General features: G+C 36.1%; 14 protein-coding genes and 1 pseudogene. 9 read left to right on the top strand and 6 right to left on the bottom strand.

Annotated features, from left to right (window positions below; translation table 11 throughout):
* Positions 1–3 precede the first annotated feature (3 nt).
* On the top strand, positions 4–1,464 hold the full coding sequence (locus LEP1GSC049_RS223550) for an adenylate/guanylate cyclase domain-containing protein (RefSeq protein WP_004754863.1): 1,461 nt from the start codon (positions 4–6) through the stop codon (positions 1,462–1,464).
* Positions 1,465–2,667: 1,203 nt separating this feature from the next.
* Here LEP1GSC049_RS223550 and LEP1GSC049_RS223555 read toward each other — a convergent pair.
* Both LEP1GSC049_RS223555 and LEP1GSC049_RS223560 read right to left on the bottom strand, forming a co-directional pair.
* Positions 2,668–3,126: a VOC family protein gene (locus tag LEP1GSC049_RS223555; protein ID WP_004774567.1), complete on the bottom strand. Its 459-nt coding sequence runs from the start codon at positions 3,124–3,126 to the stop codon at positions 2,668–2,670.
* A 297-nt stretch (positions 3,127–3,423) separates the two neighbouring features.
* Complete coding sequence (locus tag LEP1GSC049_RS223560) at positions 3,424–4,512, bottom strand: endonuclease/exonuclease/phosphatase family protein (protein ID WP_004761529.1); 1,089 nt, start codon at positions 4,510–4,512, stop codon at positions 3,424–3,426.
* A gap of 130 nt (positions 4,513–4,642) precedes the next feature.
* On the opposite strand from LEP1GSC049_RS223560, the gene LEP1GSC049_RS223565 reads away from it, so the two are divergent.
* From LEP1GSC049_RS223565 to LEP1GSC049_RS223580, 5 genes are all read left to right on the top strand, one after another.
* Positions 4,643–5,659, top strand: coding sequence for a hypothetical protein (locus tag LEP1GSC049_RS223565; protein ID WP_016748598.1), 1,017 nt, complete (start codon positions 4,643–4,645; stop codon positions 5,657–5,659).
* Between the two features lie 294 nt (positions 5,660–5,953).
* Positions 5,954–6,952 carry a lipoate--protein ligase family protein gene (locus LEP1GSC049_RS223570; RefSeq protein WP_004761613.1) on the top strand — a complete coding sequence of 333 codons (999 nt, stop codon included), beginning with the start codon at positions 5,954–5,956 and terminating at the stop codon, positions 6,950–6,952.
* 39 nt (positions 6,953–6,991) lie between these two features.
* Positions 6,992–8,239 (top strand): serine hydroxymethyltransferase, encoded by a 1,248-nt coding sequence (gene glyA / locus LEP1GSC049_RS223575; RefSeq protein ID WP_004758342.1) that lies wholly within the window; start codon positions 6,992–6,994, stop codon positions 8,237–8,239.
* A gap of 200 nt (positions 8,240–8,439) precedes the next feature.
* Complete coding sequence (locus tag LEP1GSC049_RS0204570) at positions 8,440–8,781, top strand: hypothetical protein (RefSeq protein WP_016748597.1); 342 nt, start codon at positions 8,440–8,442, stop codon at positions 8,779–8,781.
* Between the two features lie 778 nt (positions 8,782–9,559).
* Positions 9,560–10,888: a sterol desaturase family protein gene (locus tag LEP1GSC049_RS223580; protein WP_004758366.1), complete on the top strand. Its 1,329-nt coding sequence runs from the start codon at positions 9,560–9,562 to the stop codon at positions 10,886–10,888.
* A gap of 1,475 nt (positions 10,889–12,363) precedes the next feature.
* Here the strand turns inward: LEP1GSC049_RS223580 and LEP1GSC049_RS223585 are convergent.
* The 3 genes and pseudogenes from LEP1GSC049_RS223585 to LEP1GSC049_RS02000000224395 form a co-directional block, all read right to left on the bottom strand.
* On the bottom strand, positions 12,364–13,536 hold the full coding sequence (locus tag LEP1GSC049_RS223585; protein ID WP_004759361.1) for an LIC_12337 family protein: 1,173 nt from the start codon (positions 13,534–13,536) through the stop codon (positions 12,364–12,366).
* A gap of 11 nt (positions 13,537–13,547) precedes the next feature.
* On the bottom strand, positions 13,548–13,748 hold the full coding sequence (locus LEP1GSC049_RS223590) for an LIC12338 family lipoprotein (protein ID WP_004754844.1): 201 nt from the start codon (positions 13,746–13,748) through the stop codon (positions 13,548–13,550).
* A gap of 1,682 nt (positions 13,749–15,430) precedes the next feature.
* Positions 15,431–17,358, bottom strand: a pseudogene (locus LEP1GSC049_RS02000000224395) (DUF1561 domain-containing protein).
* A gap of 681 nt (positions 17,359–18,039) precedes the next feature.
* Between LEP1GSC049_RS02000000224395 and LEP1GSC049_RS2000000228625 the strand changes: the two are divergent.
* The gene (locus LEP1GSC049_RS2000000228625; RefSeq protein WP_004759342.1) at positions 18,040–18,216 is read left to right on the top strand and encodes a hypothetical protein; all 177 of its coding nucleotides are present in this window, start codon (positions 18,040–18,042) and stop codon (positions 18,214–18,216) included.
* A 146-nt stretch (positions 18,217–18,362) separates the two neighbouring features.
* Here the strand turns inward: LEP1GSC049_RS2000000228625 and LEP1GSC049_RS223595 are convergent, their stop codons facing one another.
* A complete protein-coding gene (locus tag LEP1GSC049_RS223595; protein ID WP_004776691.1) occupies positions 18,363–20,246 on the bottom strand; it encodes a DUF1561 domain-containing protein in 1,884 nt (627 codons plus the stop codon).
* 1,920 nt (positions 20,247–22,166) lie between these two features.
* Here LEP1GSC049_RS223595 and LEP1GSC049_RS223600 point away from each other — a divergent pair.
* Both LEP1GSC049_RS223600 and LEP1GSC049_RS223605 read left to right on the top strand, forming a co-directional pair.
* Positions 22,167–22,823: an ABC transporter substrate-binding protein gene (locus LEP1GSC049_RS223600; protein ID WP_016748593.1), complete on the top strand. Its 657-nt coding sequence runs from the start codon at positions 22,167–22,169 to the stop codon at positions 22,821–22,823.
* Between the two features lie 6 nt (positions 22,824–22,829).
* Positions 22,830–25,760: an efflux RND transporter permease subunit gene (locus LEP1GSC049_RS223605; RefSeq protein WP_004759337.1), complete on the top strand. Its 2,931-nt coding sequence runs from the start codon at positions 22,830–22,832 to the stop codon at positions 25,758–25,760.
* The last annotated feature ends 11 nt before the right edge of the window (positions 25,761–25,771 follow it).

The raw sequence follows: 25,771 nt of genomic DNA, 5'->3' as shown, positions 1-25,771 counted from the left end.
TACATGGAACAAAAAGACTTCAATTCCTTTTTTGAAAATGAATTTCAATTGTTAAACGAAGTCAACGAAATCCTAGATAATAACGATTCTCTAGATAAGGAAAACCTTATAGAAGAACTGAGAAAAATCGGAGAAGCATACGAATCCCTTCTAAAACAATCTTCTAAACTTATGAAGATCGGAGATTCAACCCAGAATCGTTTGATCAAGACCCAAACGGAACTTCAGGATTCCAATCAAAGACTTGTTTCTTCCTATCAAAACCTAAAACAGTTGAGTGAAATAGGTCAGATGATAACGGCCAGCTTGGAACCTAAAATCATTTTGACTTCCGTTTACGAAAATACTAAATCGATGCTTTCTATGGACGTTTTAGCGTTCGGTATCATCGAAGAAGGAAAAAACGAAATCAAATATAAGTTCAGTCTGATCGAAGGTCGTTATACACCCGCTCCTACTGTGGATTCTCTTACCGAGGACAATCCTTCTTCTTTTTGTTATCATAACAATCAAGAGCTAATCACAAATGATCTAGAAAAGGATTTTCCTGGATATATTTCCGTCATCCAAAAACATTTTGGAGAAAAAACAAATTCAGTGGTTTATCTTCCTTTAAAAGTAGAAGAAAGGTTTATCGGAATCCTGACCATTCAGAGTTTTAATAAAAACGAATTTAACGAAAACAAACTCAACATCCTTAGGACTCTGGCTAACTACGTAGCTATAGGAGTGGATAACGCAGACGCATATAAAAACCTTTCCAAAAGAAACAGAGAACTTAAAGATTCTTTAGAAAAGATTAATATTCTAAACAAAGGTCTGGAAAAAGAAAGACAAAAATCGGAAAGTCTTTTGCTCAACATTCTTCCTAAATCTACTGCGGAAAGACTCAAGGCGGGAGAAGTTGTAATCGCGGACTATATTAAGAAGTCCACCGTTTTATTCGCGGACATTGTAGGTTTTTCCAAACTTGCTACACAAATCCCTACTCCCAATCAACTTGTAGAAATTTTAAATCAGATTTTCACCTGTTTCGATGACATCGCCAGTAAATATCAGCTCGAAAAAATTAAAACCATAGGAGACTGTTATATGATGGCGGGCGGAATTCCGATCGTAACCGAAGACCACGCCGAAAAAATCGCGTTAGCCGGAATTGATATGATTCAGGGGCTTAAAGATCTTCAGAAATCCTGGAAGTACGAATTTAACATTCGAATCGGTATTCATACGGGAGACGTTGTGGCTGGCGTAATCGGTAAGAATAAATTCGTTTATGATCTTTGGGGAGATTCCGTGAACACAGCTTCTAGAATGGAATCACACGGAGAACCCGGCAAAATTCATTGCTCCGAAGCGGTTTATGAATCTCTTAAAGACTTATTTTTATTTGAAGAAAGAGGTGTAATTTCGGTCAAGGGTAAGGGCCCAATGAAAACCTTTTTTCTTTTAAGTAAAAAGTGATTTTTTGAATCTACTTTTCTTCGATTCGTTTCTAAAAATATCTTTAAAAAACTTCTTTCTATTTTGTCTCAATCGCCACTTGTTTTGACCATAGCCTTTGTTTTAGAAACTGTCTAACGTCAATAGAAGTGAAACGTTTTCATCTCGTAAAACTGTGGGAACTCACATAGAAATTTTAATAACAAAAGAATGCTAAAAATTGGTAAATCGCGGTTTTTGTAGGAACTACCACATTTTATTGAAGATTCAAAAATGATTTTATTCTAAGTTTTTGAGACGAATTTTTAGGATTTGTGAGAGTTCCCACACTTGAATACGACAGTTATAAACTTCTATTTTTTAAATTGTGGTAGTTCCTACAGATTAAGTCTCTTTTTATCTTTTTTGCGATTTTAACGTGAGTTCTACGTAATAAAATTAGGGCGAATCCGGCTTGCCACAGGCAGCCGGACCAGGCTCTTTAACTTCGGTCAAGTTATTGTGAAATTTTAGAATCAGATTCAATTTTCATAAAATACCAATAACTTGACCCCACAACGCGATTCATAGAGAGCCATCACCTTACCCACAAGTTGAAAGAAGATTTTAGAATCAGAAGGATAAAAATGCACATTATTCAAGTGTTCCGACAAGAATGAGTCTTTTTACTTGCAAAAAGTATGTTTTTCTGATAGAGAAAAGTCTTCCGAACTTCTGCCCCACCCAAAAATAAGGGTGGGAACTCAGTTTTTACAGAGGATTTGTCGTAATTCCGACAGATCTATATTGAAATCTAAATACTTGTGAGGTTGGTCATGATAGAGAGCGTTGTGCTTTAGTTCATTCATCGATCCCTTTCGCGTTATATCGAACTCATATGATTTTAAATCATACTTTTCCGAACAAAATTTCGCAGTAGTTCCTACATTTAAAGAATCGATCTACAAAGTTCAGATTCAACTTTTTTCAGAATTATGGTTTTCTTACGCCCTGCTCACGTTATTTTAGATTCTCTACAAAGTCTAAGACAAAAAATATAGACGTTCGTGCACGCAGGCCACCCAAACAAAATGCTCATCTATAAAAATTTATAAAAAAATCAATATATTATAAAATTAAAATATTCCAAAAACCACAATAACAATTACGACAATTCGTTTAGAATCGCAAAAACAGAAACTTAGAATTACTTCAAACGGACGATTTCGGCAGCGTTAAAAATTTTTAGCTCAGTGCCTTGATTACATCTGCAGGGGCTTGTACAAGTTCTACGAGCACCCCCTCAGAGGAATACGGAAATTCTTCGTTTCCTTTAGGATGAATAAAACATACGTCGTATCCTGCCGCGCCTTTACGGATCCCACCCGGAGTAAAACGAACTCCTTTTACGGTCAGCCATTCCACTGCCTTATGAATATCATCCACCCAAAGTCCTATATGATTGAGTTTCGGTTCGTGTACTTTCGGACTTTTATTTACATCAATCGGCTGCATAATATCTACTTCGACAGCATAGGCGCCCTTACCCATTCTGAGAATATCCTCGTCAACATTCTCTTTTTCACTTCGAAACGTCCCTGTTTTTTCAAGTCCGAGTATATCCACCCAAAACGTTTCTAATTTTTTTTTGTCTTCTCCGCCTACCGCAACCTGCTGAATTCCTAATATTTTAAAAGGTCTCATATCCGTTTTTTCCAAGTTCTTTTGATCTTTTATCCAAAAAATTACCCGCTCCCCGTTTTGCAATTAGAACATGATCTATAGAAAAATGTTCTGCTTGAGTTCTCCCGCATCAGCCCTTTTCTTGTTATACCGAACTCACGTGAATCGACTTTTTACAACAACATTTAAGGATACTCAATTTTACTAGGGACAAATAACAAACGGCGTATCCATTTTATTTGAATGAACAAGAAACAAAAGAAAATTAACTTTTCAAAAACTCTAACGCGTTTATCAAACGATTTTAGTAAAATCATTCTACTGTGTTTGAGTCGTTTGATAAATTCCTATCTGAGGAAAATGATCCGAAATGGTCCAAAGAATATCTTTCTGATCCACTTTATATCCTGTCTGTTTTAAATTAGAAGAATAAAATATATAATCGATGGTTCTATCCGGCTTTCCAATCGCAGGATCATTCGGATAGTATGTGTAATATTTTTCTTTCTCAGGTCCATTCAAAATCTTGAATGGAACGGCGGAATTCCATCTGTCAAAAAGAGGTTTGATTTCTTGTTCATCCGAATAAAAAAAAGCTCCATTAGGATGCATGGACTTTCGATCAAATCCAGGAGGAAGAAGATTAAAATCTCCTCCCAAAACCCAATAATGCCCTGCAAGATCCAGTTCTTTTAATAAACCGGTAATCGTTTCCACCTGCCGATGCATCGTATCTGTTCCTTGTGAAAACGCATCTAGATGAGTATTTAATATCGTAAATTTATCCCCACCTTCAATCGGTAAATCATTTTGAAGGATCGCCCTCTTCAAATTGAACTGAGTAGAGATAGGATCCGCAGGCATCAAAGGCAAAGAATGTCTAATCCCATCAGAAATTTTATATTTACTGATCGTTGCCAGTTTCATACCCACACTTCCCAAAATTTTAGGATGTGGAACAAAAGTAGATTTCCAGTAAAAGGCCTCACTTCTACAAACATAAGCGGACCCGATCTTAGAAAGAATTCTTTCCAACTGATCTTCACGAAACGTATTTTCTGCTCCGTCATGAAGTTCTTGAAAAAGTATCACATCCGGATCTTCCGATCGAACGTAGTCGGTTACTTTTTTAAGTGTTTCTTCGATTTCCTCTCTGGAAGGTCCTGTGTCCGGTCCATCTCCCTTAGGCAGATCATACCAAAAAATCCTTTTTTTTCCGGCGAGATATTGTACATTCCAGACCAATACTTTGATCTTAGAATTCTCTTTTAAGATTGGTGCGTTCTCATTACATACAATCTCCGCAGGCTCCGCCTGATCCGGATGATACGTGATTACATAAATCAAAATCAAAAGACTTCCGAAAAGAATTCCTAATATCGCCGTTATTTTTTTCAACCAACCCATTGGAATCTCCTTAAGAAATTTCTAAACGGAAGATGCATATTTCAAAGAGAATACAACTAAGGAAAAGAAAAGTGGGTGTAAAGGATTTTCTTTTTGAAAGGGTAAAATTAAATTGGTTCTAAAACCTAAAATGAAGACATTCTTTAAGATTTTATTCCTTCTTTTTTTAATCCAATCACCAACTGATTCGGAAGAACTGGATCTTAAAATCCGTATCAAAAACGGTACAACCGGCAAGGAAGGCAACATAGAATCTCTTAAGGTTATTGCACTTCAACAAGGTATGATTCCAATTAAAGAAATTGGACCTTCCAATGGTTCTTTCGTCATACCAAAACTTTCCGTCCCGGATCAAACTCCAATTCTTCTTCAAGCCAAATACGAAGGTGTAAATTATAACAAGATGGTTCCTCCGGTTCCTGTTCTTCGCTCTGGAATTCAGGAAATAGTAGTCTACGAAAAAACCAAAGATAAATCTTTTTTAAGAACCAGATCGGCCATGCAGATTTCCAGGGGGAGAGACTTTCTAAGAGTATTTAAGATTTTTCTAATATCTAATAATACAATTCCCCCTAAAAGTTTTCAGGATGAACAAAACCTTTTTGAAATTTTTGTTCCATCCGAAGCGACCGAAGTGATGGGGCAACTGACTCAAGGGGATTCCAGAATGCCGATTCCCCTCTCCTTTCGAGACGGGCCAAACGGAAAATTATTGGATAGAGCAATTCTTCCTGGAAATTCTGAATTACAAATTTCTTATACGATTCCAGCAAGTAATCTTTCCACGGTTACGTTCAAAGATAGAATGCTCACCGAAAAAGAAGAAGGTTTTAGAGCCATTTTTTCAAAACCGCAGGATATGGAAATTTCCTTTATAGGTGCTTCTAAACAAGAAAGAATCCTGGAAGACGTGCCCTCCGACATGAAAGCGTTTAAGGTAAGTTATCCTTCTCCTAAATTTGAGGTCTCTATTTCGGTCTCTGGTGGAGCGCCGATTCTTGATATGGAAACACAGAAAGTGAATCGAAAGATAGAAAACGGAACCTGGTCTACAGAACGTTCTCTTTTGGGTTTAGTCGCTATATTAGGATTCCTTTTTACTCTTTCTTTTATTTTTGTTTTTAGAAAGAATTATATAATAAACTAACACAATCGTTTACGCTTCAATAGTGTGAAATTTTACGTAAAAAAGTTTGGGTGAATCCGGCGTTGCCGGACCGGGCTCTTTAGCTTCAAATTTGAAAAACGTAGGAACTATTACAAATCACAAGAATTTAATACTAAAACTTAGGTCGGAACTACAGCCATATTTGAAAAACGTAGGAGCTATTACAAATCACAAGAATTTAATAGTAAAACTTAGGTCGGAACTACAGCCAAACAATCATTCCGATTGCGTAAAAACTTAAGAATCCATAACTTGCAAATGGAAACCGTTTAGATGCGTACTTTTTCATTCGTTCAAAATTCTCTCCGATCTGCGGCGTTTAACCTTGCAATCGAAGAAGCAATCGGGCTTCATCTTGTTTCTTCAGGATATGGAGCGGGACTTAGAATCTGGAAAAATTCATTTTCCATTGTACTCGGACTTTCCGAAAAAGCGGAAGATACAATACTACCGGAAATACTTCAACACTTTCAAGAATCCGAACTTAGTAAAAAGATTTTGTCGAAGGATTTAGAATCAGAAAAAAATCAGAACTTAGTTCAAAATCAAAACGATAACGTTTTCCAAAAACCGACAAAAAATTTTCACTCTAATTTGAAACAGGAAATCTTCGAAAACGATCAAAAAACGAAAATAGAAAGTTTCAAATCCGATTCTAAAATAGAAGATCAAAACAGTTTTACAAAAGAATTTCCTGCAATCGTAAGAAGGGCCAGCGGAGGCGGAACCGTAGTTCATCATCCACAAGAAAATCTGAACTTTACGTTTTTCATTTCTTTAGACGTAAAACCAGAACTCTACAAGGTAAAAGAATCCTACGATTATTTTCTAAGTTTAGTATTAGAAACATTAAAAAGACAAACGTTAGACGCTTCTTTCCGTGGAAAATCGGATCTCGCGGTGTTAGAAAATGGTCTGGAAAAAAAAATTTCAGGAAACGCTCAGTTTCGAAAAAAAGGTGCGGTCGTTCATCATGGAACCTTAATTTTGAAACCTTCTCTGATCGAAAGAGTTTCCAAATTACTCAAACATCCACCCGAAGAACCGGAATACAGAAAAAATAGAAAACATACCGATTTTGTGACCTCTCTTCCGGAAGATTTTTCTACCGTAAAATTTGGTCAGGATCTATCTCATGTATTTGCCGAATCCTTGGGTCTTTCCAAAATGGGCTCAGAGAGTGATCTCCGATTTCAGAAAGTTGTATTTCAAGAAGCAAAACTGCTTTTCGAAAACAAATATTCTAGGATGGATTTTATCTTCAGAGACTAAATCGGACTTTTACTCGGAACTATCAGAAAGAAGGCCCAGATGCAGTTTCTTCCAAAAGCAGACCCAGAGATATTTGCAGCATTAAAAAAAGAGGACGAAAGACAGGAAAATAACCTGGAAATGATCGCCTCTGAAAATTTCGTTTCCAGAGCCGTTCTGGAAGCTTATACATCCACGCTCACGAATAAATACGCCGAAGGTTATCCGGGCAAAAGATATTACAACGGTTGTCATAACGCTGACGTAGTGGAAACACTCGCCATCGAAAGAGCAAAAAAACTTTTTGGCGCTCAATATGCAAACGTTCAACCTCACTCCGGCGCTCAAGCAAACATGGCCGTTTTTCTTGCCTGTTTAGAACCGGGAGATTCTTTTTTAGGAATGAATCTTGCTCACGGAGGTCATTTGACTCACGGTTCTCCTGTCAACGTAAGCGGAAAAATTTATAAACCAATTCCCTATGGCGTAGATCCCAAAACCGAGACTATCAACTACGACGAAATTGCAAAACTCGCAAGAGAACATAAACCAAAACTAATCGTTGCAGGAGCTTCCGCCTATGCGAGAACGATCGACTTTTCTAAGTTTGCTGAGATTGCAAAAGAAGTAGGCGCGAAGTTAATGGCGGACATCGCTCATATTTCGGGTCTTGTTGCTACTGATTATCATCCTTCTCCGATTGGTATGTTTGATTTTGTGACTACCACCACTCACAAAACCTTAAGAGGTCCTAGAGGCGGGCTAATTCTTTCTACATTAGAAAATGAGAAAGTACTAAACTCTCGCGTTTTTCCAGGAATTCAAGGTGGACCTTTGATGCATGTGATCGCGGCCAAGGCAGTGGCGTTTCAAGAAGCCCTTCAACCAGACTATAAAAAATATATTGAAACCGTTCTTGCAAACGCCAAAACTTTAGCGGAAGTTTTTGTAAAACGAGGTTACAGAGTTGTTAGCGGTGGAACGGACAATCACCTGGTTCTTTTGGACGTTTCCGTAAAAGGACTTACTGGTGCACAAGCGGCCGACGGATTGGACGAAGTAGGAATTACCGTAAATAAAAATGCGATTCCTTTTGATAAAAATCCTCCCGCGGTCGCTTCCGGAATTCGCCTAGGAACTCCCGCACTGACAACTCGAGGCCTCAAACCTGCAGATATGGAAATCGTGGGAAATTTAATCTGCGACTTTTTAGATCATCCAAACGATGACAAGAATAGAACGAAAGTCAAAGGCGGCATCCAAGAAATGACTCAAAAGTTTCCTATGAATCAATTTCGTTTAGATTGATTCAATTTTTTATGTTCGTTAGAACTAAAGTAAATTTGAATGAAAACTGATTCTAAAAACTAAAATCTTTCTAACACGGATCATCCATAAAACGCTTATTCCAAGGGAACTTTATAAAATCCTAAAAGAATAGGCGTCCAGTCGATTTTTGGTTTTTCGATTCTCATAAAAATTAAAATCTATTTTAACGTAAATTCATCATGGACCCAATCACTATAAAAATAATTCATTTTATTTGGGAATTGGTAATTCATAAGATGGTGGATCGACTAGTGAATCGACGCAGAAAAAAATTCGAGCCGCTAATTCGCCAAAAACTTGAAACTGCAAGAGGTGTTTTGACGTTACCGGAACTTGTAAAACGAATCGGTCTTAAAGATTCGTTTTACAATCGTGGTATAGTGCTTGAAGCGGTAGCACCGATGGTTTTACGAGGCGAAGTCATTGAAACAGATAATCCAAATGCCACGATCACAAACAGATTGAATCTTAGAAAATATCGACTTACTACCCGGACATATAAAAACGATAATAAAAATTAACGGTCGATTTTATCCAAGACTTAGAAGTTCTCAAAAAATTATATCTAATCTAGAACTTTTATTTTTTTGAAACCAATCCTAAATTTTGAAATAATCTTACTCAAGAACTATAGAATAAAATACCCAATATTTTGCACTGAAACAGTGTTTTACGATAAAGATTTAACGGTATTCGATTTTATATAGCATAAATGTGAACAGGACGTAAGAAACCCAGATTCTGAAAAAAGTTGAAATCTGAACTTTATAGATCGATTCTTTAAATGTGGGAACTACCACAAAATCACGATTTTACGAATAAATTCTTAAATTGTAGGAACTCATACTTTTAAAAAATTCTTTCTCACACTCTCATCACATTAGCATAGTATTATTTTCATGTGCCCGAGTAGTAAGACATGAGTTCGATAAACGTGAAAGAGATCGATGCTCTGGAAACTAAAGCAAAACTCTCTCAAACTAAAGCGTCGCGTTTTATATTGAAATTTAAGGTGAAATATTACATTACGTTTTCTGCATATAATGTATTGACAAAAACTAAAGAGTCCTGATTTTCTTACTTCCTACTCACGTTAGGTGAAAATTTTCAGGTCTAAATGTAGAGTCACTGTGTTCAAGTTAATCTACTAAGCTTTGTTACACGACATTCTAATTTAGGATGTTTGTATTTCATATAACGATCGTGATATTAAAACGATCCTTCCTAAACAATGTTTTTGAATTGACCTCGAACGAATTAGAAGAATAAACTTAAAGTAGAACTTACTGGGATGGCTCTATGGAAATCAATCTTGTCACGATCGCAATTCCGTTTTTCTTTTTATTGATCTTTTTGGAAATTGGATTCTCCACATATCACAAACGTAAACTCTATCGTTTAAACGATTCCATCAACGATTTGTCTGCAGGAACCGCAAGTCAGGTCGTGGGAGTTTTTTCTAAAACCGTTACTTTAGCAGCTTATTTTTACATTTATCAAAATTTTAGGATTTTCAATCTTCCTTCTTGGCCAAGCGAAGCCATTTCCATTTTTCCAAATGGAATGTTAGGACTTAGCTCTTATACTTGGGCTTGGATTCTTATAGTAACAGTTTGGATTTTTTGTTTTATCGGTTACGACTTCGCCTATTACTGGGCTCATCGTTTGAGTCACGAGATCAACTTTCTTTGGGCAGGGCACGTTGTACATCATCAAAGTGAAGAATACAATCTCACAGTCGCTCTCAGACAGGCGAGTTTTCACGGTTTTTTTACTTGGATTTTCTATCTTCCTCTGGCTTTGATCGGTTTTTCTCCGGTAGTGATGCTTTTAAACGGACAACTCAATCTTATTTATCAATTCTGGATTCATACTAAAGCGATCGATAAATTTCCTCGTTGGTTCGAAGCGATTTTTAATACTCCTTCTCATCATAGGGTTCACCACGGAATCAATCCCAAATATATCGATAGAAACCATGGAGGAACTTTGATCGTTTTTGACAAATGGTTCGGAACCTTTGAACCTGAATCCGAAGAACCTGTTTACGGAACCGTTAAACCTCTGCGTAGTTTTAATCCGATTTGGGCTAATCTTCACTATTGGTGGGAAATGATCGAACTCGCTTGGAATTGTCCTCGCTGGTCGGATAAGTTTAAGGTCTTTTTTGCAGTTCCAGGCTGGAGACCAAAAGAACTCGGAGGTCAGTATCCGATTCCTGAAGTTTCTACAAAAACATTCCATAAATTTGATATAGACCTTCCTAAAGGTTTAAGTTTATATTCTCTCGTTTGGTTTATCCTTTCCGTAGTGCTTACATTCGGAATGCTCGTTAAAGTTCAATCCCTTCCTTGGTTCAATATAAGTGTCATTAGTTTTGTCTCTTTGATTTCTCTTTTGACAATTGGTGGAATCTTAGAAAAAAGACGTTGGGCTCTTTTTGTAGAACCGGTCCGTTTAGTCGTTTTAGTCGGAGGCGCTTACGCTCTTTCGGCGGAAATGAGTATTACGTTAGGTACTCTCGCTCTAAGTGTGATTTCCACAATTTGGTTTTTTACGTATAGAACCTATTTCGCTTTTTCTCAGGAAATCGACCCAGTAGGTGAAATTCTTAGAAGAACCGCTTAAAGTTTCAGAGAAATAAACAGAGGTTTTATTTTAACGTGAGTAGTGTAAGAAAGATTGAGCAAATCCGGCTTGCCATTGGCAGCCGGACCGAGTTCTTTAGCCCTAGTCAATAAATTGCATAAAAGAAACTTAATACGATATTTTGTCTTTAGTTTCAATATAGAACGCGGATCCATAAGAGCCCATAACCAACCACACAGTTGAATAGAATTTTAGAATCAGAATTGAACTAAAGCAAAACGCTTTCTCAAACTCAATGCACGTTCCCTGAATGCCGATCCTTAGAGAGGGAGCGTCCTGAGTCGCTCTGGAAACTCAGCGTCTCACTCCCCATGGGTCGTTCGACAGGTCGCGTTAAAGAACTCACATTTTTCAAGTGTTCCGACAAGAATGAGGCTTTTTACTTGCGAAAAGTATGTTTTTCTGATAAAGAAAAATCTTTCAAATTTTCCCACCTGAATTGCGATCCATGGGAAGCAATTCATTGAGTTGCCACCAAAAATAGGGAAACTAAAGCACAACGCTTTCCTGAAACTCAATGCATCACTCCCTGAATGCCGATCCTTAGAGAGGCATTCGCTGAGCTTCCTGGGTCGCTCTGCAGGTCGCGTTGGAAACTCAGCACAACACTTTCCTGAAACTCAATGCATCACTCCCTAAGGGTCGCTCTGCAGGGTCGCGTTGGAAACTCAGCACAACGCTTTCCTGAAACTCAATGCATCACTCCCTAAGGGTCGCTCTGCAGGGTCGCGTTGGAAACTCAGCACAACGCTTTCCTATGGGTCGCGTTGTGGGGCCGATCTTTTTACAGAGGATTTGTCGTAATTCCGACAGGTTTATATTGAGATCCAAATACTTGTGGAGTTGGTTATGATAAGAGCCGTTCTGCTAAAGTTCTCTCGCATCGATCACTTTCTTCGCGTTATACAGAACTAACGTTATTTTATGAATTTATTATATAGAATTTATTTTTAAATGAACTAAAAGAAAAATTAATTTTTTATAATACTAAGTTTTTCCGTAAAAAAGTTAAATAGAGTTGTTGAAAAATTCCATAGTGAAAATTCGTAAAATTGCTTCAATTGTCCATTCAATCCAATACAAACAGATTAAGAATTAATTTTTCAACAACTCTAATATAAAAACTGCATTAAAAACTCAATAATAAAATCTCAGTTTACGTTTTAAAGGTGTTTATAAAATATTTATTTTATAAGAAATTTTACAAATACAAACCGTTATTTTATAGTTCAAACTCTAAAATTGTAGAAACTTTTACTTTTAGAAAATTCTTTCTCATTTTCTTGCGCCAAACTCACGTTAGCTGTGAAATTTTCAATAACTCTATTCTAAGTTTTAAAACAAGTTATAGTATCATTTTATACGTCCGTACGAATAATAAAAATTGTTCCTAAACCTCCTTCTTTAAAAAAAGCCTCTCGATGAGAGGCTTTAAAAACAAAATTTATATTCTACTAAGGAACGTTTCCAAAGTTAATCGTAATCGAATCTATATAAGCTTTTGTTAAAGTATCCCAACTAGAAGCGGTAGGACTTGTAGTCGCGCTGGATTTACCTACGGTTCCAACTCTATCATACAACCCATCCACTCGTGTCGCTTGGATAAAGTCCGAAGGAATCGCATTTGCCGCAACCCCTTCCGAAATAAATCCGTTAAAATTAAAAAGACCATAGGCGGGAGTAAAATTCACAAATTGACTTACAGTCGAATTACAAGTAATCGCTTGTCCAGAAGTAATCGTGGTTTGCTCCAATCCAGCTTTAGCAGTCACGTTCAAACTTCCATCAAGTTTTTGGCTATAAGCAAGTTTATAATACTCTTTTCCCGCTCCCGGACAAAGCCCTTGATTATGTGCATAACCAAGCGCTTGTGTTCCCGCATTGATCGGAACTAAATCGGTGGTTCCATGAAAACTTACAACAGATTTAAAACAAAACACAGTACGATTATCCATCTCTTCTAAAATTACCCTACCCGTGTCCGCATCTTGTCCAAGTGCATCGGCACCCAAAGGTCCTTTCCAAGAGTAGGTTTGAATTAAACCCTGATTTGAAAATCCAGTGATGACCGGCTGAACCACATAACTCTCTATAATTGCAGTCGCCCCCGCCCATTGAGTCGGATCGAGTCTACTCAATTGATATACAAGAACGGCCCCATCTCCGGAAACACTTCTAGGATCATCATCAAAAAAAAGCTGAAGAGCCGGCTGATTATCAGAAGAGGAACGAAGTTCAAAAAAGTTCGTATAAGAAACCGTACTTCCCAAGGTACTCGGTTGATACGATACGTTTCCCGAATTCAATTTCAAACGTAGAGTATAAGATTGTCCGTTAAAATTCTGATTTGCTAAAGTGATATTCGCAGTACTTCCCGCAGGAAAATTTTTTCGAATCCCAGCAATCAATTCGTCCATAAAAAGAGAATTCCCTCTAGCCCAAGTTGCAGACTGGCGCACAAACCCCCAATTATCTGCATTCGCTTTCAAAGGTTGTAATAACTCTAAACGTACAGGAAACGGCTTGGGAGAATCTTCTCTCACAAAAAAAGGAACTCTGTCCGTACGAAAACTAAGTCCCAATCCTAAAAAGGCGACTAACGCAAAAATAAAAAGTAATCTTTTCATTTGAATATCCCTCACTCGGCGATCCCTTTCGGAACGATAATAAAAAAACCGGTCTTACTTTGTTCCACATAAGGTCGGGTCGCTAACCAAAGAAGAATCGCGTTATTCTGATCGTCGTCATCTTCCTTTTTCTTACAAGCTCCGATAAACAAAAAGTTCATCAATACAACTGCAAGAATTCCCGCAGAAAACAAATTACGAAAAACTTTCATACATACCTTCCTCAAAATTCGAGTATTTTCCAAATTCAACTTTCGATAGATCATTCGTTTTGCTAAAACCTATAACAATAAATCGCCATAAATTTTGAGACGAATCCTTTGGCTCCACGCAGATTTTTGTACATTCTATTCTATAGTTCCAAGTGTTTCATTGAAAGTTTGTACAAAGTTTAAATTTTTTTATAAACAATCTTAAAAAAGTTTTTTACCTATAAAATTGAGCACCGTGAATTTTAATCGTAAAACACCGTTTCAATACAAAATATTGGGAACTTTACTATTATGGTTCCGAGTAATGTTTCATTTTTGAGATCGTTTTTTTTAAAAGTTTTATCCCCGCAATTTCTACTTTGGAAAATAGATTCCGGTAAAATTACCTAAACCGAAACGACAGTCAATCAGGATTCTATTGTATAATAAATTTGAATTTAAAACCTTTTAAAAATCATCCACATTTGTTACAAAACAATAGATCATTTTTCTTTAAAACGTAATACAACATTTCGTCTTTAGTTTCAAACGCGATCTGTAGAGAGCGTTTTACTGAGTTACGCTTTAGTTACTTCGAGCAATCCAAAACTCACATTTTTCAAGTGTTCTGACAAGAATGAGGCTTTTTACTTGCAAAAAGTATGTTTTTCTGATAAAGAAAAATCTTTCAAATTTTCCCACCTGAATTGCGACCCATGGGAAGCAATTCATTGAGTTGCCACCAAAAATAGGGAAACTAAAGCACAACGCTCTCTATGAATCGCGTTGAAAACTCAACACAACGCTCTCTATGAATCGCGTTGTGGGGCGGGGGCGATCTTTTTACAGAGGATTTGTCGTAATTCCAACAGATTTATATTGAGATCCAAATACTTGCGGGGTTGGTTATGATAGAAAGCATTCTGCTTTAGTTTCCAACGCGACCCGATGCATTGAGTTCAAGAAGCGAGACAGCTTTAGTTTGAAAGCGTATTGTCCTACGTTTCAATCTCTTGCACATTAGATTTATCAAACTTACTTGAAGGTATTTTGTGATAATATTTAAGTACTTAATTTTATAGGAATGAGTAACATTTTAAAAGACGTTATCTCCGAAATTTTAAAATAGACTTGTTTTATCTAAAAGAAATAGAATTGAAAGATAAATTAAAAAACATCAGATTATTCTAAATAATGTAAATTTAATATAATAACTTCTGACATACTCCAAATTTAAAACCATTACATATTTATATAACTCTAAATTCAGAAATAGGTCAGTTTAAATTTATATTTTTTAAGTTCCAAAAACTGATTCAGTTTTATTTGAATATCGAGTTACATTATTTTATAAATCTTTTTCATTTATAAAATGAAATTTACCACCTAACTATGATTTTATGAAGAAACTTAATTTTTAAAATTTTTATCTTTTGATTTTATAGAGATTGGTTTTTTATATTAGAATTGTTGAAAAATGAATTTTTCATCTGTTTCTATTTCATGGAAACGGTCGATGAAAACAATTTTGTTGATCTGAACTATGGAATTTTTTCAACATCTCTATTTATAAAAAGTTTACTTGCGAAAAAGGTTTTTTGTAACGTTGACGTAGATTTATTATTTATATTTTTGTTATCTACGCCAACGGCTCTTTTTGTTAAGACATGGAGAGAGTTTATTCTTCTCTCTTCATTATTGGCTTACTGCAGAATACATCTTCCCCCCGAACATTGATTTATCAATGAACTGGTTGGATATCTTCCTGAACCCCTTCTGTCGTCCCATCTCCAGTACAATCTCTACTAGAAACCGTGAGACTAAAAGGAACATCATAAGTCCCTACCGGCCGTATGGTTGTAAGTAATGTCAAAGTCCTTCCTTCTTCCATACGAGCAATTACCTCGTTTGGATCTGTAGTAGGTGCTAAATTTTGAATGTAGGTATTCAACGATGCCGTAGGCATATTTGTTGGAATTACTACTAACCCTTGAGAGGTTCTCAAAATAGGAACGGCATGCCCCGAAATAGATCCGTTTGCACGTTGCCTTCTTAATAATCCCAACCAAATGCTTCCAGGAGGAGAATTGATAAGCGATCTAATGTGAGATTGTATATCAGATCGAGTAGTAAGCGGAGAAGAGGACTCCCATTCATACTGAGGCAACATAATCATAGTAGATGCGAATGCGAGCACTCTACCTCTATTAGCATAATCGACAGGTACGTTTGTCAACAATCTGTCCAAATCTGGATAACGTTGACTAAACGAAAGAAAGGGATCTCTATTAGAAGCTGTGTTGAAAAAGTATCCTCCACTCGTAAGAGGCCCTCTAGAATGATACTCCATTAGTTCCGCTATCATTTGAAAACTATGAAGCATACAAACACCACATGATCCACGTCTCTGCGGAATTGCACCAGGACTCGCAGATTGAAACGTGGCTGATCTAGCTATATCATAAAGTCTTTGAATCCAAGCACCTGTTAATCGAAAATCAGATGGTAAGTTCCTTTTTACTCTTTTATATGCATTACTTTCTTTCTTGCCTGCTGGGCAATATTGATCCGTCTTTCCAAGATTACTAGTAGTATAACGTATCCATTTCAGTAAATCTACATCGACAGTAAACACAGAAGTAGGACTATTGGTAGTATCCTTTTCCAAATAACCGGGTTTAACTGTATAGGCAACGCCCCAATTGGGTCCTTCCTTAGTAACTCTTAAAATATTCCCCTTATAATCTGTGATCATCCCTCCTGCATTTGCTACAAAATAAACGTTCCAATAAGCTGGATTCTCTTTTTTAATAGGTGCGTCACTACACGATCCCCATTTAACCCAATTCCAATCATATTTATCTATCATTTTAGAATACATACAACTGAGAAGACCACTTGAAGAATCATACTGTGCAATATGTCCCCTTTCAGGATTGTAATAGAGAGATGTAATATTCCTACTTGAACCTTTGGAATGAATAAAGTAAACACTAGGCGCCATACTTGTATCCCAAATCCCATCTCCCCAACTTGAATTCCAAGAAATGGAAGTCAGAATACTGATGTTTCCAGGAGTAGCTACTGTTTTAACCCAATCATCCATGGAAGAATCTAAGGTATGATTGTAGTTATCTCCAGAGTTTCTAGAAATATAACCGTACCAATTCACATTCTTCAAACGATATTTTCCATCAGCAGTCCAAAAGGCTTTATCTTTTACGATCCATCTCTGCAAAGAATCATTGATAGCACAAGGCCTAAGATTTACATAATCTCATTTTGCATTTCCTTTAATTACTGTCTCTGGAGCAGTAATACATAACCACGTATTATTGATGTTATACGAAATCCTTTGAAACACATCGTATCTTGCTTTAGCAGTCTTATCCCCACACTTTTCAATCCAAACGTAACCTTCACCTTTAGTAAAAACAGGAGAATAACAATACGTTTTCCCATCATGCGTAACGATGTTAATAGGTTTATCTTTTGGCTGATCGGTAGGTTTTTGAGCTATCGAGTAACCACTCTTTGATGAGGCATCTATTGATGTATGATTGATCCCATACTCAAAACCAATTCCAATCAAGACTAACAAAACTACCTTTAGGGCGATCCAACGACCCATTTTTTACCTCCACTCTTTTGAAAAATTAAGACGTCGTCACACAACCATAAAACATATAGGACAAACACGACATTCTTAACAAATTCTGTTCGAACTAGTTATTCTGCACGTGTCATCTTCATAGAATCAATTTGAAGACGAACCTAACTTTAGAGATAAAACTCTATAGCCCTAAGTAGGGCAGGATGATCATCTCAATTGAATGGAAGCATACGACGTCATTTATAGCTTTTATTATTCTTTTAGGATTTTTAATAAGAAATCTTCTATTATTTAGAATATTCTAATAAAAAGAAATTAAAAACCATTTACTAATGACACGTTATGCTTACTTAATTAAACATCAAATAAAAAATTAATTCGACATAAGTTTAATAGAAACACATTAGAACTTTAGTAATCTTTTATATACAGGATTCAACTACTCAAGCAGTGAATTAAAGAAAAAAAAATTACTAAAAGTAAGTCTTTATAAATTAGAGTTGTTGATTTGATAGAGATCACAAAGCAGAGATTTCATACAGAAATTTGATTCAACAATCAATTGATTCGAGTAACTTTTTAGAATAAAAAAAGCAGACATATTTTTTAAAAGTACACTACCACACCAATTATTAATTTAGAAAATTTAGAACTTCCGAATCCAGTTTTACTTCAGAAAAACTCAAACAAACAGATCTATTGTTTCAAATTCTTCTCAAACCTGAAAATAAAACTAACGTGTATTTACTTTTTGAATATAAGAGTTATTTAGATAATTTAATAGAGTTAGTGAAAAAATTCATATTTACAAAACGATTTTATCCATCTGTTTCTATTTCATGGAAACGATCGATAGAAACAATTTTGTTGATCTGAGCTATGGAATTTTTTCAACAACTCTATTTATAAAAGGTTTTCTTGTAACGTTGGCGCAGATCTATTATTTATAAAATTGTTATCTACGCCAACGGCTTTTTTGTTAATACATGGAGAGAGTATATTCTTCTCTCTTTATCATTGGCTTACTGCAGAATACATCTACCCCCCGAACATTGATTTATCAATGAACTGATTGGATATCTTCCTGAACCCCTTCTACCTTCCCCATCTCCAGTGCAATCTCTACTAGAAACCGTGAGACTAAAAGAAACATCGTAAAGTCTTACCGGCTGTATGGTTATAAGCTCTGTCAGAGTACTTCTATTTTCTAGCCTATTTATTACCTCGTTTGGATCTGTAGTAGGTGCTAAATTTTGAATGTAAGTATTCAACGACATCGTAGGCACATTTGTTGGAATTATCACTAACCCTTGAGAAGTTCTCAGAATGGGAACGGCATGTCCCCAAGTAGATCCGTCCGCATCTCTTCCCCTCAATAATCCCAACCAAATGCTTCCAGGAGGAGAATTGATTAGAGATCTAGCATGTAATAATCTACCAGACCGAGTAGTGATTGTGTAAGAAGACATCCATTCATACTGAGGCAACATGACCAAAGTAGATCCGAATCCATGCCTGGTAGATTGATTGGGTACATTTGTCAGCAATGTGTTCAATTGCGGATAACGTTGCCCAAACGAGATAAAAGGATTCCTATTAGGGGCCGTATCGAAAAAATATCCTCCCCTCGTAAGAGGTCCCCAAGAATGATATTGCAGTAACTCTGCTATCATTTGGTAACTATGAAGCATACAAACACCACATACCCCACGGATCGGAGTCGTACCAGCTATACTCGATCTAGCTATATCATAAAGCCTTTGAATCCACTCCCTGGTTAATTGAAAGTCAGAAGGTAAGGTCAAGTCCCTTTTGACTCTTTTTCGTCCAAGACTTTCTTTATTACCAGCTGGACAATACTGATCTGTCTTACCAAGATTAGAAGCCGTATAACGTGTCCAATCCAGTAAATCTTTATCAACAACAAACAAAGAAGTAGGATTATTGGTAGTGTCCTTTTCTAAATAAGAAGGTTTGACTGCATAGGCAACTCCCCAATTGGGTCCAGATGTGGTAACTCTCAGCACATTACCTTTGTAGTCTGTGATCGTCCCTTCTTTGTTTGTTTCAAAAAATACATTCCAAAAAGCTGGATTATCTCTTTTAACAGGTGCGTCACTACACGATACCCACTTCACCCAGTTCCAATTATAACTATCTACCTGAGAATACATACAATAGAGTGAGCCACTTATTGGATTATACTGAGCAAGATGCCCACTCTCAGGATTATAGTAAAGAGGTGTAGTATTTTTATCCGAACCTCCCCAACGAACAAAATAACGTTCATTTCCCCAACTACTGCTCAAATCCCATGCTATGGAAGTTTTGATACTGATGTTTCCAGGAGTGGCTACCGTTTTAACCCAATCATTCATGGAAGAATCTAAGGTATGATTGTAGTTATCTCCAGAGTTTCTAGAAATATAACCGTACCAATTTGTATCTTTTAAACGATAACGTCCGTCTGCAGTCCAAAAGGAATTCTCTTTTACGATCCATCTTTGTAGAGGATCGTTTATCGTACAAGGTCTGAGATGAACATAGTCCCAATTTTCTTCCCCTCTCACTACTTTTTCCGGTGCAGTAATACATAACCACGTATTATTGATGTTATACGAAATCCTTTGAAACACGTCGTATCTTGCACTCATAACGTGCATTTGCCAACACTGTTCAATTACGATGTAACTTTCACCTCCGCTAAAAGTAGGGCCATAACAAAACTTACCTCCGTCACTCACAACAACTTGGACCGGCTTATCTTTTGGTTGATCGGTAGGCTTCTGAACTATCGAGTAATCACTCTTTGATGAAGCATTTACTGATGTATGATTGATTCCATACTCGAAACCAATTCCAATCAAGACTAATAAAAATATTCTTAGGACGATCCAACGACCCATTTTATATCCTCCACTCTTTTGAAAAATGAGACGTTGTATGTAACTATAAACACATAGGACAAACACGACATTCCTAACGAACTCCGTCCGGACCAGTTATTCAGTACGTGTCACTACTAATCTCTATAGAATAAACTTTAAGACAAGTCTCCCTCTAGAGATAAAACTCTATCACTCTACTCTATAGTTCAAGTAGCAGTCGGATCCCCTTAATTAAACAGAAGACACACAACGTCATTTTATTTTTTATCGCTCTTTGATTCTTAATAAGAAATTTTCTATTATTTAGAATATTCTAATAAAAATAAATCAAGAATCATTAACTATGAACACGTTATGTACTATCGATTAGACATCAAATAAAAAATTAATTCGATACAAATTCCCACAAATACATATTAGAACTTTAGTAATCTATTATATACAAAAATCAATTACCCGAGTAGAGCAATTAAACAAAATACAAAAAGTAAGTATTTATAAATTAGAATTATTGATTTTATAGAGATCGTAAAGCAGCGGGAACTTGACTGGACATTCATCCTTTTTGAATTTTATAGAAACCTCAAAACCGATTCCATTTAAACCTAAGTTTTTCAACAGAAACCCGAAAAGAATCATCTTATTGAAAGCTATATAAACAGGTATTTTGTTTTGAAATAAAACTCAAATTACTCAGTTTTATAGAGATCAATAGAATCAGACTTTCACACAAAATCGTTGCATTAGTTGCATTCAAATAAACGAATATTCAATATTTACCACTCGGACACATGAAAATAGTACCAAGTTATCAACGGCCGGATTTACGGAAAAAATAGTGGTATCTAAAAAATACCACAAATCCGAGATTTACGGCATTTTAGAGCAGGATCAAAACATTCAGATTTTTGAAACAATCTAACTTCAAGTATTCTATTTATGCATCCGAGTAGTAATATTACTCATAAATATATAATAAAGAACTCAATCCAATAGCTTACACTTCAATCATAGAGTTGCTAAAAAATGAATACTCCATCTTTCTTTGTTTTATGAAAATGGTCGATGGAAACAGTTTTATTAAACCTTATTATGGAATTTTTAAATAACTCTAATATAAATTCAGAAAAATAAAATTGGGATAAATTCGGCCTTGCCTGATCGCGATTTCAGCCACAGCCTATCAGTTACATAAAAAAAATATAATACGACAATTCCTCTTTAGTTTTAATACAAAACGCGATCCATAGAGAGCGTTTTGCTTTAGTTTCAAACGCGATCTGTCGAGCGCCCGCAGAAGCGAGACGGCTTTAGTTTAAGAGAACGTTCTTCTTTAGTTTCCCTACGCTTCACAATCCTCTTGCAAATTAGATTCTATCGAACTTGTGTTATTACTCGGACGCATAAAAATAATCTTATTCCGAGTCTGTTTCAAAACTAAAAATGTGGAAACTCTCACAAATCGTGGATTTTATCAGTTAAACTTTAAAAATTGTGGGAACTACACTTTTTGTTTGGAATTCAAAGACGATTATTCTAAAATATTTTTAAGCTCATAGATACTCTGTTATATAACAACGAATCAAGATAGTAGCGCGCACTTCACTTCGTATAACTTCAATTTGTCGTTGCGATTCCAAAGACAGTCTAAAGTTAGACTACTCGTTCCACTTTTCAAAAAGATAGACTTTATAAAATCAAAACGATAAGCCACCGCATAAAATCAAATTCAAAATTCATTTATAAAGGTTTCAAAAACAAATAAGCAAAAAAACGATACTACCCTAGAATTTGATTCTACGTTTTTAGAAAGACTTACAAAGATAACTACTAACTTAAATTGAAATAAATGGATCTTATTGTTCTAAAAGAAAAGCTGCTCTTTTACTTTGAGGGATTTTATTCCGTTGACTTCCACTTACTGATTCGAAAGATTGTATGAATTCCTCAAGACATAAACTTCAATCTATAAAGGCACCAATTGTGAAAAAAATAATCCTTATTCTTTTCGTTTTATCCTTACTAATCTCCTCATTAATCGCGCAAACTTCGACGGAAAATTCTACTTCGACCGAAACAGGGAACGTTCCTGCGACAACCGAAACTGCTCCTTCTGATGAAGAACAAATTGTTTCCACTGTAAAAAAACTCATCGGTTTTATTCGTTATAAAAAAAATGATAAAGCGATCGCCCTTATACACGTAAAACAATTCAGCAATCAGCTCTTAAAATCCTCGAGTAAAATCTCTGATTCTGACCGTAAGGAATTTGAAGAAGCGATCAGCGAATTTATCATTCACAGAAGTTTTCCGATCGCTCATAAATATTTCGATAAAATAGACATCAACTACGAAAAACCGGTTCTAAAAGGAGATAACGCGACTCTTGCTTCTTCTATCATTTGGAATGGTTCGGAAAGAATTACGTTTTCTTGGATACTCACAAAGATAGAAGGAAACTGGTATGTCACTGACTTCTTAAACGAAGGTAAATACGCTTCCGAAACGAACCGAGTCAAATCGATAGATCCTTCTATTAAAAAGAACGGAATCAAACAAACCATCGCTCTGATCAAAAAAGAAGCAAAAAATTAAACCGAAATGAAACAATTCCTTTCCAGAATCACAGATTCGATTTTACTCAATCCGATTCGTTCTTGTAGCATACTTGTAGTTTTACTTCTTCTTTCTTTTTGGCAAGCTTCTAAACTTACAGTCAATAGTAACAACTTAGATCTTCTTCCAAGAGATAATCCTTCTGTAGTCAAAACCCAAAAAGTGATCGAAATGATCGGAGGAAACGGCTTCTACATCCTCAGTATCAAATTTAAAGACGAAAAGGGAATGACGGATCATTTAGTCAAAGCCTTTGCCGCAAGAAAAAAAGGACAACCAGAGGTCGCCGAAAAAGAACTGAAAGAAGCCGAAAAGATAAAACAACAAAACGTTTCTTATTACAAAGAAAGAGAAAATGCGATCAAAAAGGCTTCGGATATTTTGAATGAAAAACTTTTGAAAGAGAAAAAATTCGTTCAATACATTTCCTATCGTTACAATGTAACTTTTTTACAGGACAGACTTCCTTTATTTCTAAAAACCGAAGACTTAGTCGAAGTAAGAAAACGAGTTAAAAGAAAAATCGACGAAGAAGTAGAAAGGGCTAATCCATTTTTTATCAAACTTTCGAACGAAGAATACAATCCTGATTTTAACGACATTCTTTCCAAGTATCAAAAACTTGCAAAAAGAGATATATTCGACGAATATAATATTTCTCCAGACAAAGGAATGTTGATCTTTTTGATCAAACCGGCCGGTTCTTTTACCAACATAGAATTTAACATAGCGTTAGACAAAAAAATCAAGGAAATCGTAGCCAATCTTGACTTAGATAAAAATGGAATCCAAGTCGGTTATACTGGAACGTATAGACTTCATTTAGACGACTACGAAACTTTGATGGCGGCTTTAAAACCGATCGCGATCACTTCCTTTATCGGTATCGCATTACTTTTACTTTTCTTTTTTAGAAATCCACTTTTTATTCTCATTCTTCTCGTTTCTCTTCTTTCCGGAATTTTATTCTCTTTTGGACTCACCACGATCGTAATCGGTCAGCTAAATTCTGTGACCAGTATCATCGCCTCCATTTTGATGGGACTTGGAATCGACTACGGAATTCAGTTTTTATATCGTTTCCGAGAAGAATTTACCAGAGAACAAAACACTCTTCGTTCCATCAAGGACACGATCTATCATACCGGAATCGCATCCTTTATCTCTGCTCTGACAACTACTTCCGCATTTGTAGTACTTGCGTTTTCCGAATTCAGAGGTTTTAGCGAGTTTGGAATCATTGCCACATACGGAATTTTAATCATAGCGATTTCGATGTATGGAGTGACCGCCCTTCAAATTACACTTCTTTTTCGTTTGTTTCCTTCTATCAAAAGTAAGTTTCTTCTTTCGGTTAAAGAACAATCCACTTCTCCTTTTCTCTATCGTTTTTACAAAAAGCCGGGACTTTTAACGTTAGTCGTAATTGCAGTCGTTTTGATGATTTCATTTTTCAACTTTAGCCCTGGAATTCAGTTCAATTATAATGGAAGAGATCTAATGGTAGATAATCTGGATTCGGTCAATTTATACGATGAGATTGGAGATAGATTCGATATTAGTTCAGATCCACAAGTAATCGTAGTAGACACTTTGGAAGAATCAGAGGCCGTTTTTGATTATATGACTCCGGTTCCCGACGAAATCGCTGGCTCCGTGGATCAGGTGGTTTCTCTTTGGAACTTTCTTCCTCCGAAAGGACAACAAAGAGCAAATCTAAAAATTTTAAAACAACTTCAATCGGATATGAAACCTGTCAAAGCCAGTTTTCTAAAACCGGAACAAAGAAAATATCTCCCCGTAGTAAAAAAATATCTCAACGTAAAAGAATATTCTCTTTCCGAAGTTCCAATTTATTTCAGTTCTCAATTTACGGAAGTAAAAGGTTCCAAGGAAAAAGGACACCTTGTATTCATTTATCCTAAAGTAGCTCTTTGGCACGGACAAAAACTTCTCAAGTTTTTTGACGCAGTAGGAGAATTACATTATCCTAAACTATCCAGAAGGGTATTAAATACTCTACTCTACGATTCGAACGGACATATGACCGTAAATCCTATCCGAGACAAATGGAATCAAAACGAAAAACGTTTGATCGTCAATACCTTAAATACGTATTCTGCTTCTCAATTTAAAAGTCTGGGGCTTTTAGATGGTACAATTTCTTTTATTTTAAAAACCAGACCTTTTTCCAGTTTAGAACAGGCAAGGTCTCATAAATATATTTCTAATACCGCAGGAAGTTTAATTCTTTTTGCCAATCTTATCAAGATCGTTCAAAGGGAAGGTGTGATTGCATTCCTTAGCACCTTAGTTCTTGTAGTCATCGTGTTGATTTTGTTCTTCAGAGGAATTGTCCCCGCCTTAATTTCTTTGATTCCTCTGGTTCTTGGAATTTTCGTCACTTTAGGAATTATGGCTTCGTTTAGAATCCAACTGAACTTTATGAACGTATTAGTATTTCCTGTAATTATAGGTTACGGAATTCAGAACGGAATTTATATCTACTATAGATTCAGAGAAGACCACGACGTAATTCGCGCCATGGCAATGGTCGGCCCTGCGATCATTGCTTCTACGTTAACCACTCTTGTAGGTTGGAGTTCTCTTTTAATCGCAGATCAAAAAGGGCTCAAATCAATCGGAATCGTGGCGAGTATCGGCATCGGTTCGTCCTTGATCATAGCGCTTACTTTAGTTCCAGCAGTTCTTGAAATCGTATATCGTTCTAGAAAGGAAGAGGAAAAAGAATCAAAACCTATAGGTTTTGATGAAGAATCCAATTCTTCTGGTAACTTACCTTTCGCGTCTAAAACAAAAGCGGCCGGAAACTTAAAAATGGAAACAATCGAAAATTCTAAAGCAGTTAAGAAAAAAACGGCCACCTCCAAAAAAGCCATTCCAAAAAAGAAATAAGGATCACATTC

It is taken from the genome of Leptospira kirschneri serovar Cynopteri str. 3522 CT (assembly GCF_000243695.2).
Taxonomy (GTDB): domain Bacteria; phylum Spirochaetota; class Leptospiria; order Leptospirales; family Leptospiraceae; genus Leptospira; species Leptospira kirschneri.
Note: the sequence above shows the minus strand (reverse complement) of the source record. Positions and strands in the feature narration are given on the sequence as shown.

What these genes read in the sequence shown, in the direction of transcription:
- LEP1GSC049_RS223550 (WP_004754863.1), top strand. Translation starts at nt 4, where the DNA reads ATGGAACAAAAAGACTTCAATTCCTTTTTTGAAAATGAATTTCAATTG.
- LEP1GSC049_RS223555 (WP_004774567.1), bottom strand. Translation starts at nt 3,126, where the DNA reads ATGAGACCTTTTAAAATATTAGGAATTCAGCAGGTTGCGGTAGGCGGA.
- LEP1GSC049_RS223560 (WP_004761529.1), bottom strand. Translation starts at nt 4,512, where the DNA reads ATGGGTTGGTTGAAAAAAATAACGGCGATATTAGGAATTCTTTTCGGA.
- LEP1GSC049_RS223565 (WP_016748598.1), top strand. Translation starts at nt 4,643, where the DNA reads ATGAAGACATTCTTTAAGATTTTATTCCTTCTTTTTTTAATCCAATCA.
- LEP1GSC049_RS223570 (WP_004761613.1), top strand. Translation starts at nt 5,954, where the DNA reads ATGCGTACTTTTTCATTCGTTCAAAATTCTCTCCGATCTGCGGCGTTT.
- glyA (WP_004758342.1), top strand. Translation starts at nt 6,992, where the DNA reads ATGCAGTTTCTTCCAAAAGCAGACCCAGAGATATTTGCAGCATTAAAA.
- LEP1GSC049_RS0204570 (WP_016748597.1), top strand. Translation starts at nt 8,440, where the DNA reads ATGGACCCAATCACTATAAAAATAATTCATTTTATTTGGGAATTGGTA.
- LEP1GSC049_RS223580 (WP_004758366.1), top strand. Translation starts at nt 9,560, where the DNA reads ATGGAAATCAATCTTGTCACGATCGCAATTCCGTTTTTCTTTTTATTG.
- LEP1GSC049_RS223585 (WP_004759361.1), bottom strand. Translation starts at nt 13,536, where the DNA reads ATGAAAAGATTACTTTTTATTTTTGCGTTAGTCGCCTTTTTAGGATTG.
- LEP1GSC049_RS223590 (WP_004754844.1), bottom strand. Translation starts at nt 13,748, where the DNA reads ATGAAAGTTTTTCGTAATTTGTTTTCTGCGGGAATTCTTGCAGTTGTA.
- LEP1GSC049_RS223595 (WP_004776691.1), bottom strand. Translation starts at nt 20,246, where the DNA reads ATGGGTCGTTGGATCGTCCTAAGAATATTTTTATTAGTCTTGATTGGA.
- LEP1GSC049_RS223600 (WP_016748593.1), top strand. Translation starts at nt 22,167, where the DNA reads ATGAATTCCTCAAGACATAAACTTCAATCTATAAAGGCACCAATTGTG.
- LEP1GSC049_RS223605 (WP_004759337.1), top strand. Translation starts at nt 22,830, where the DNA reads ATGAAACAATTCCTTTCCAGAATCACAGATTCGATTTTACTCAATCCG.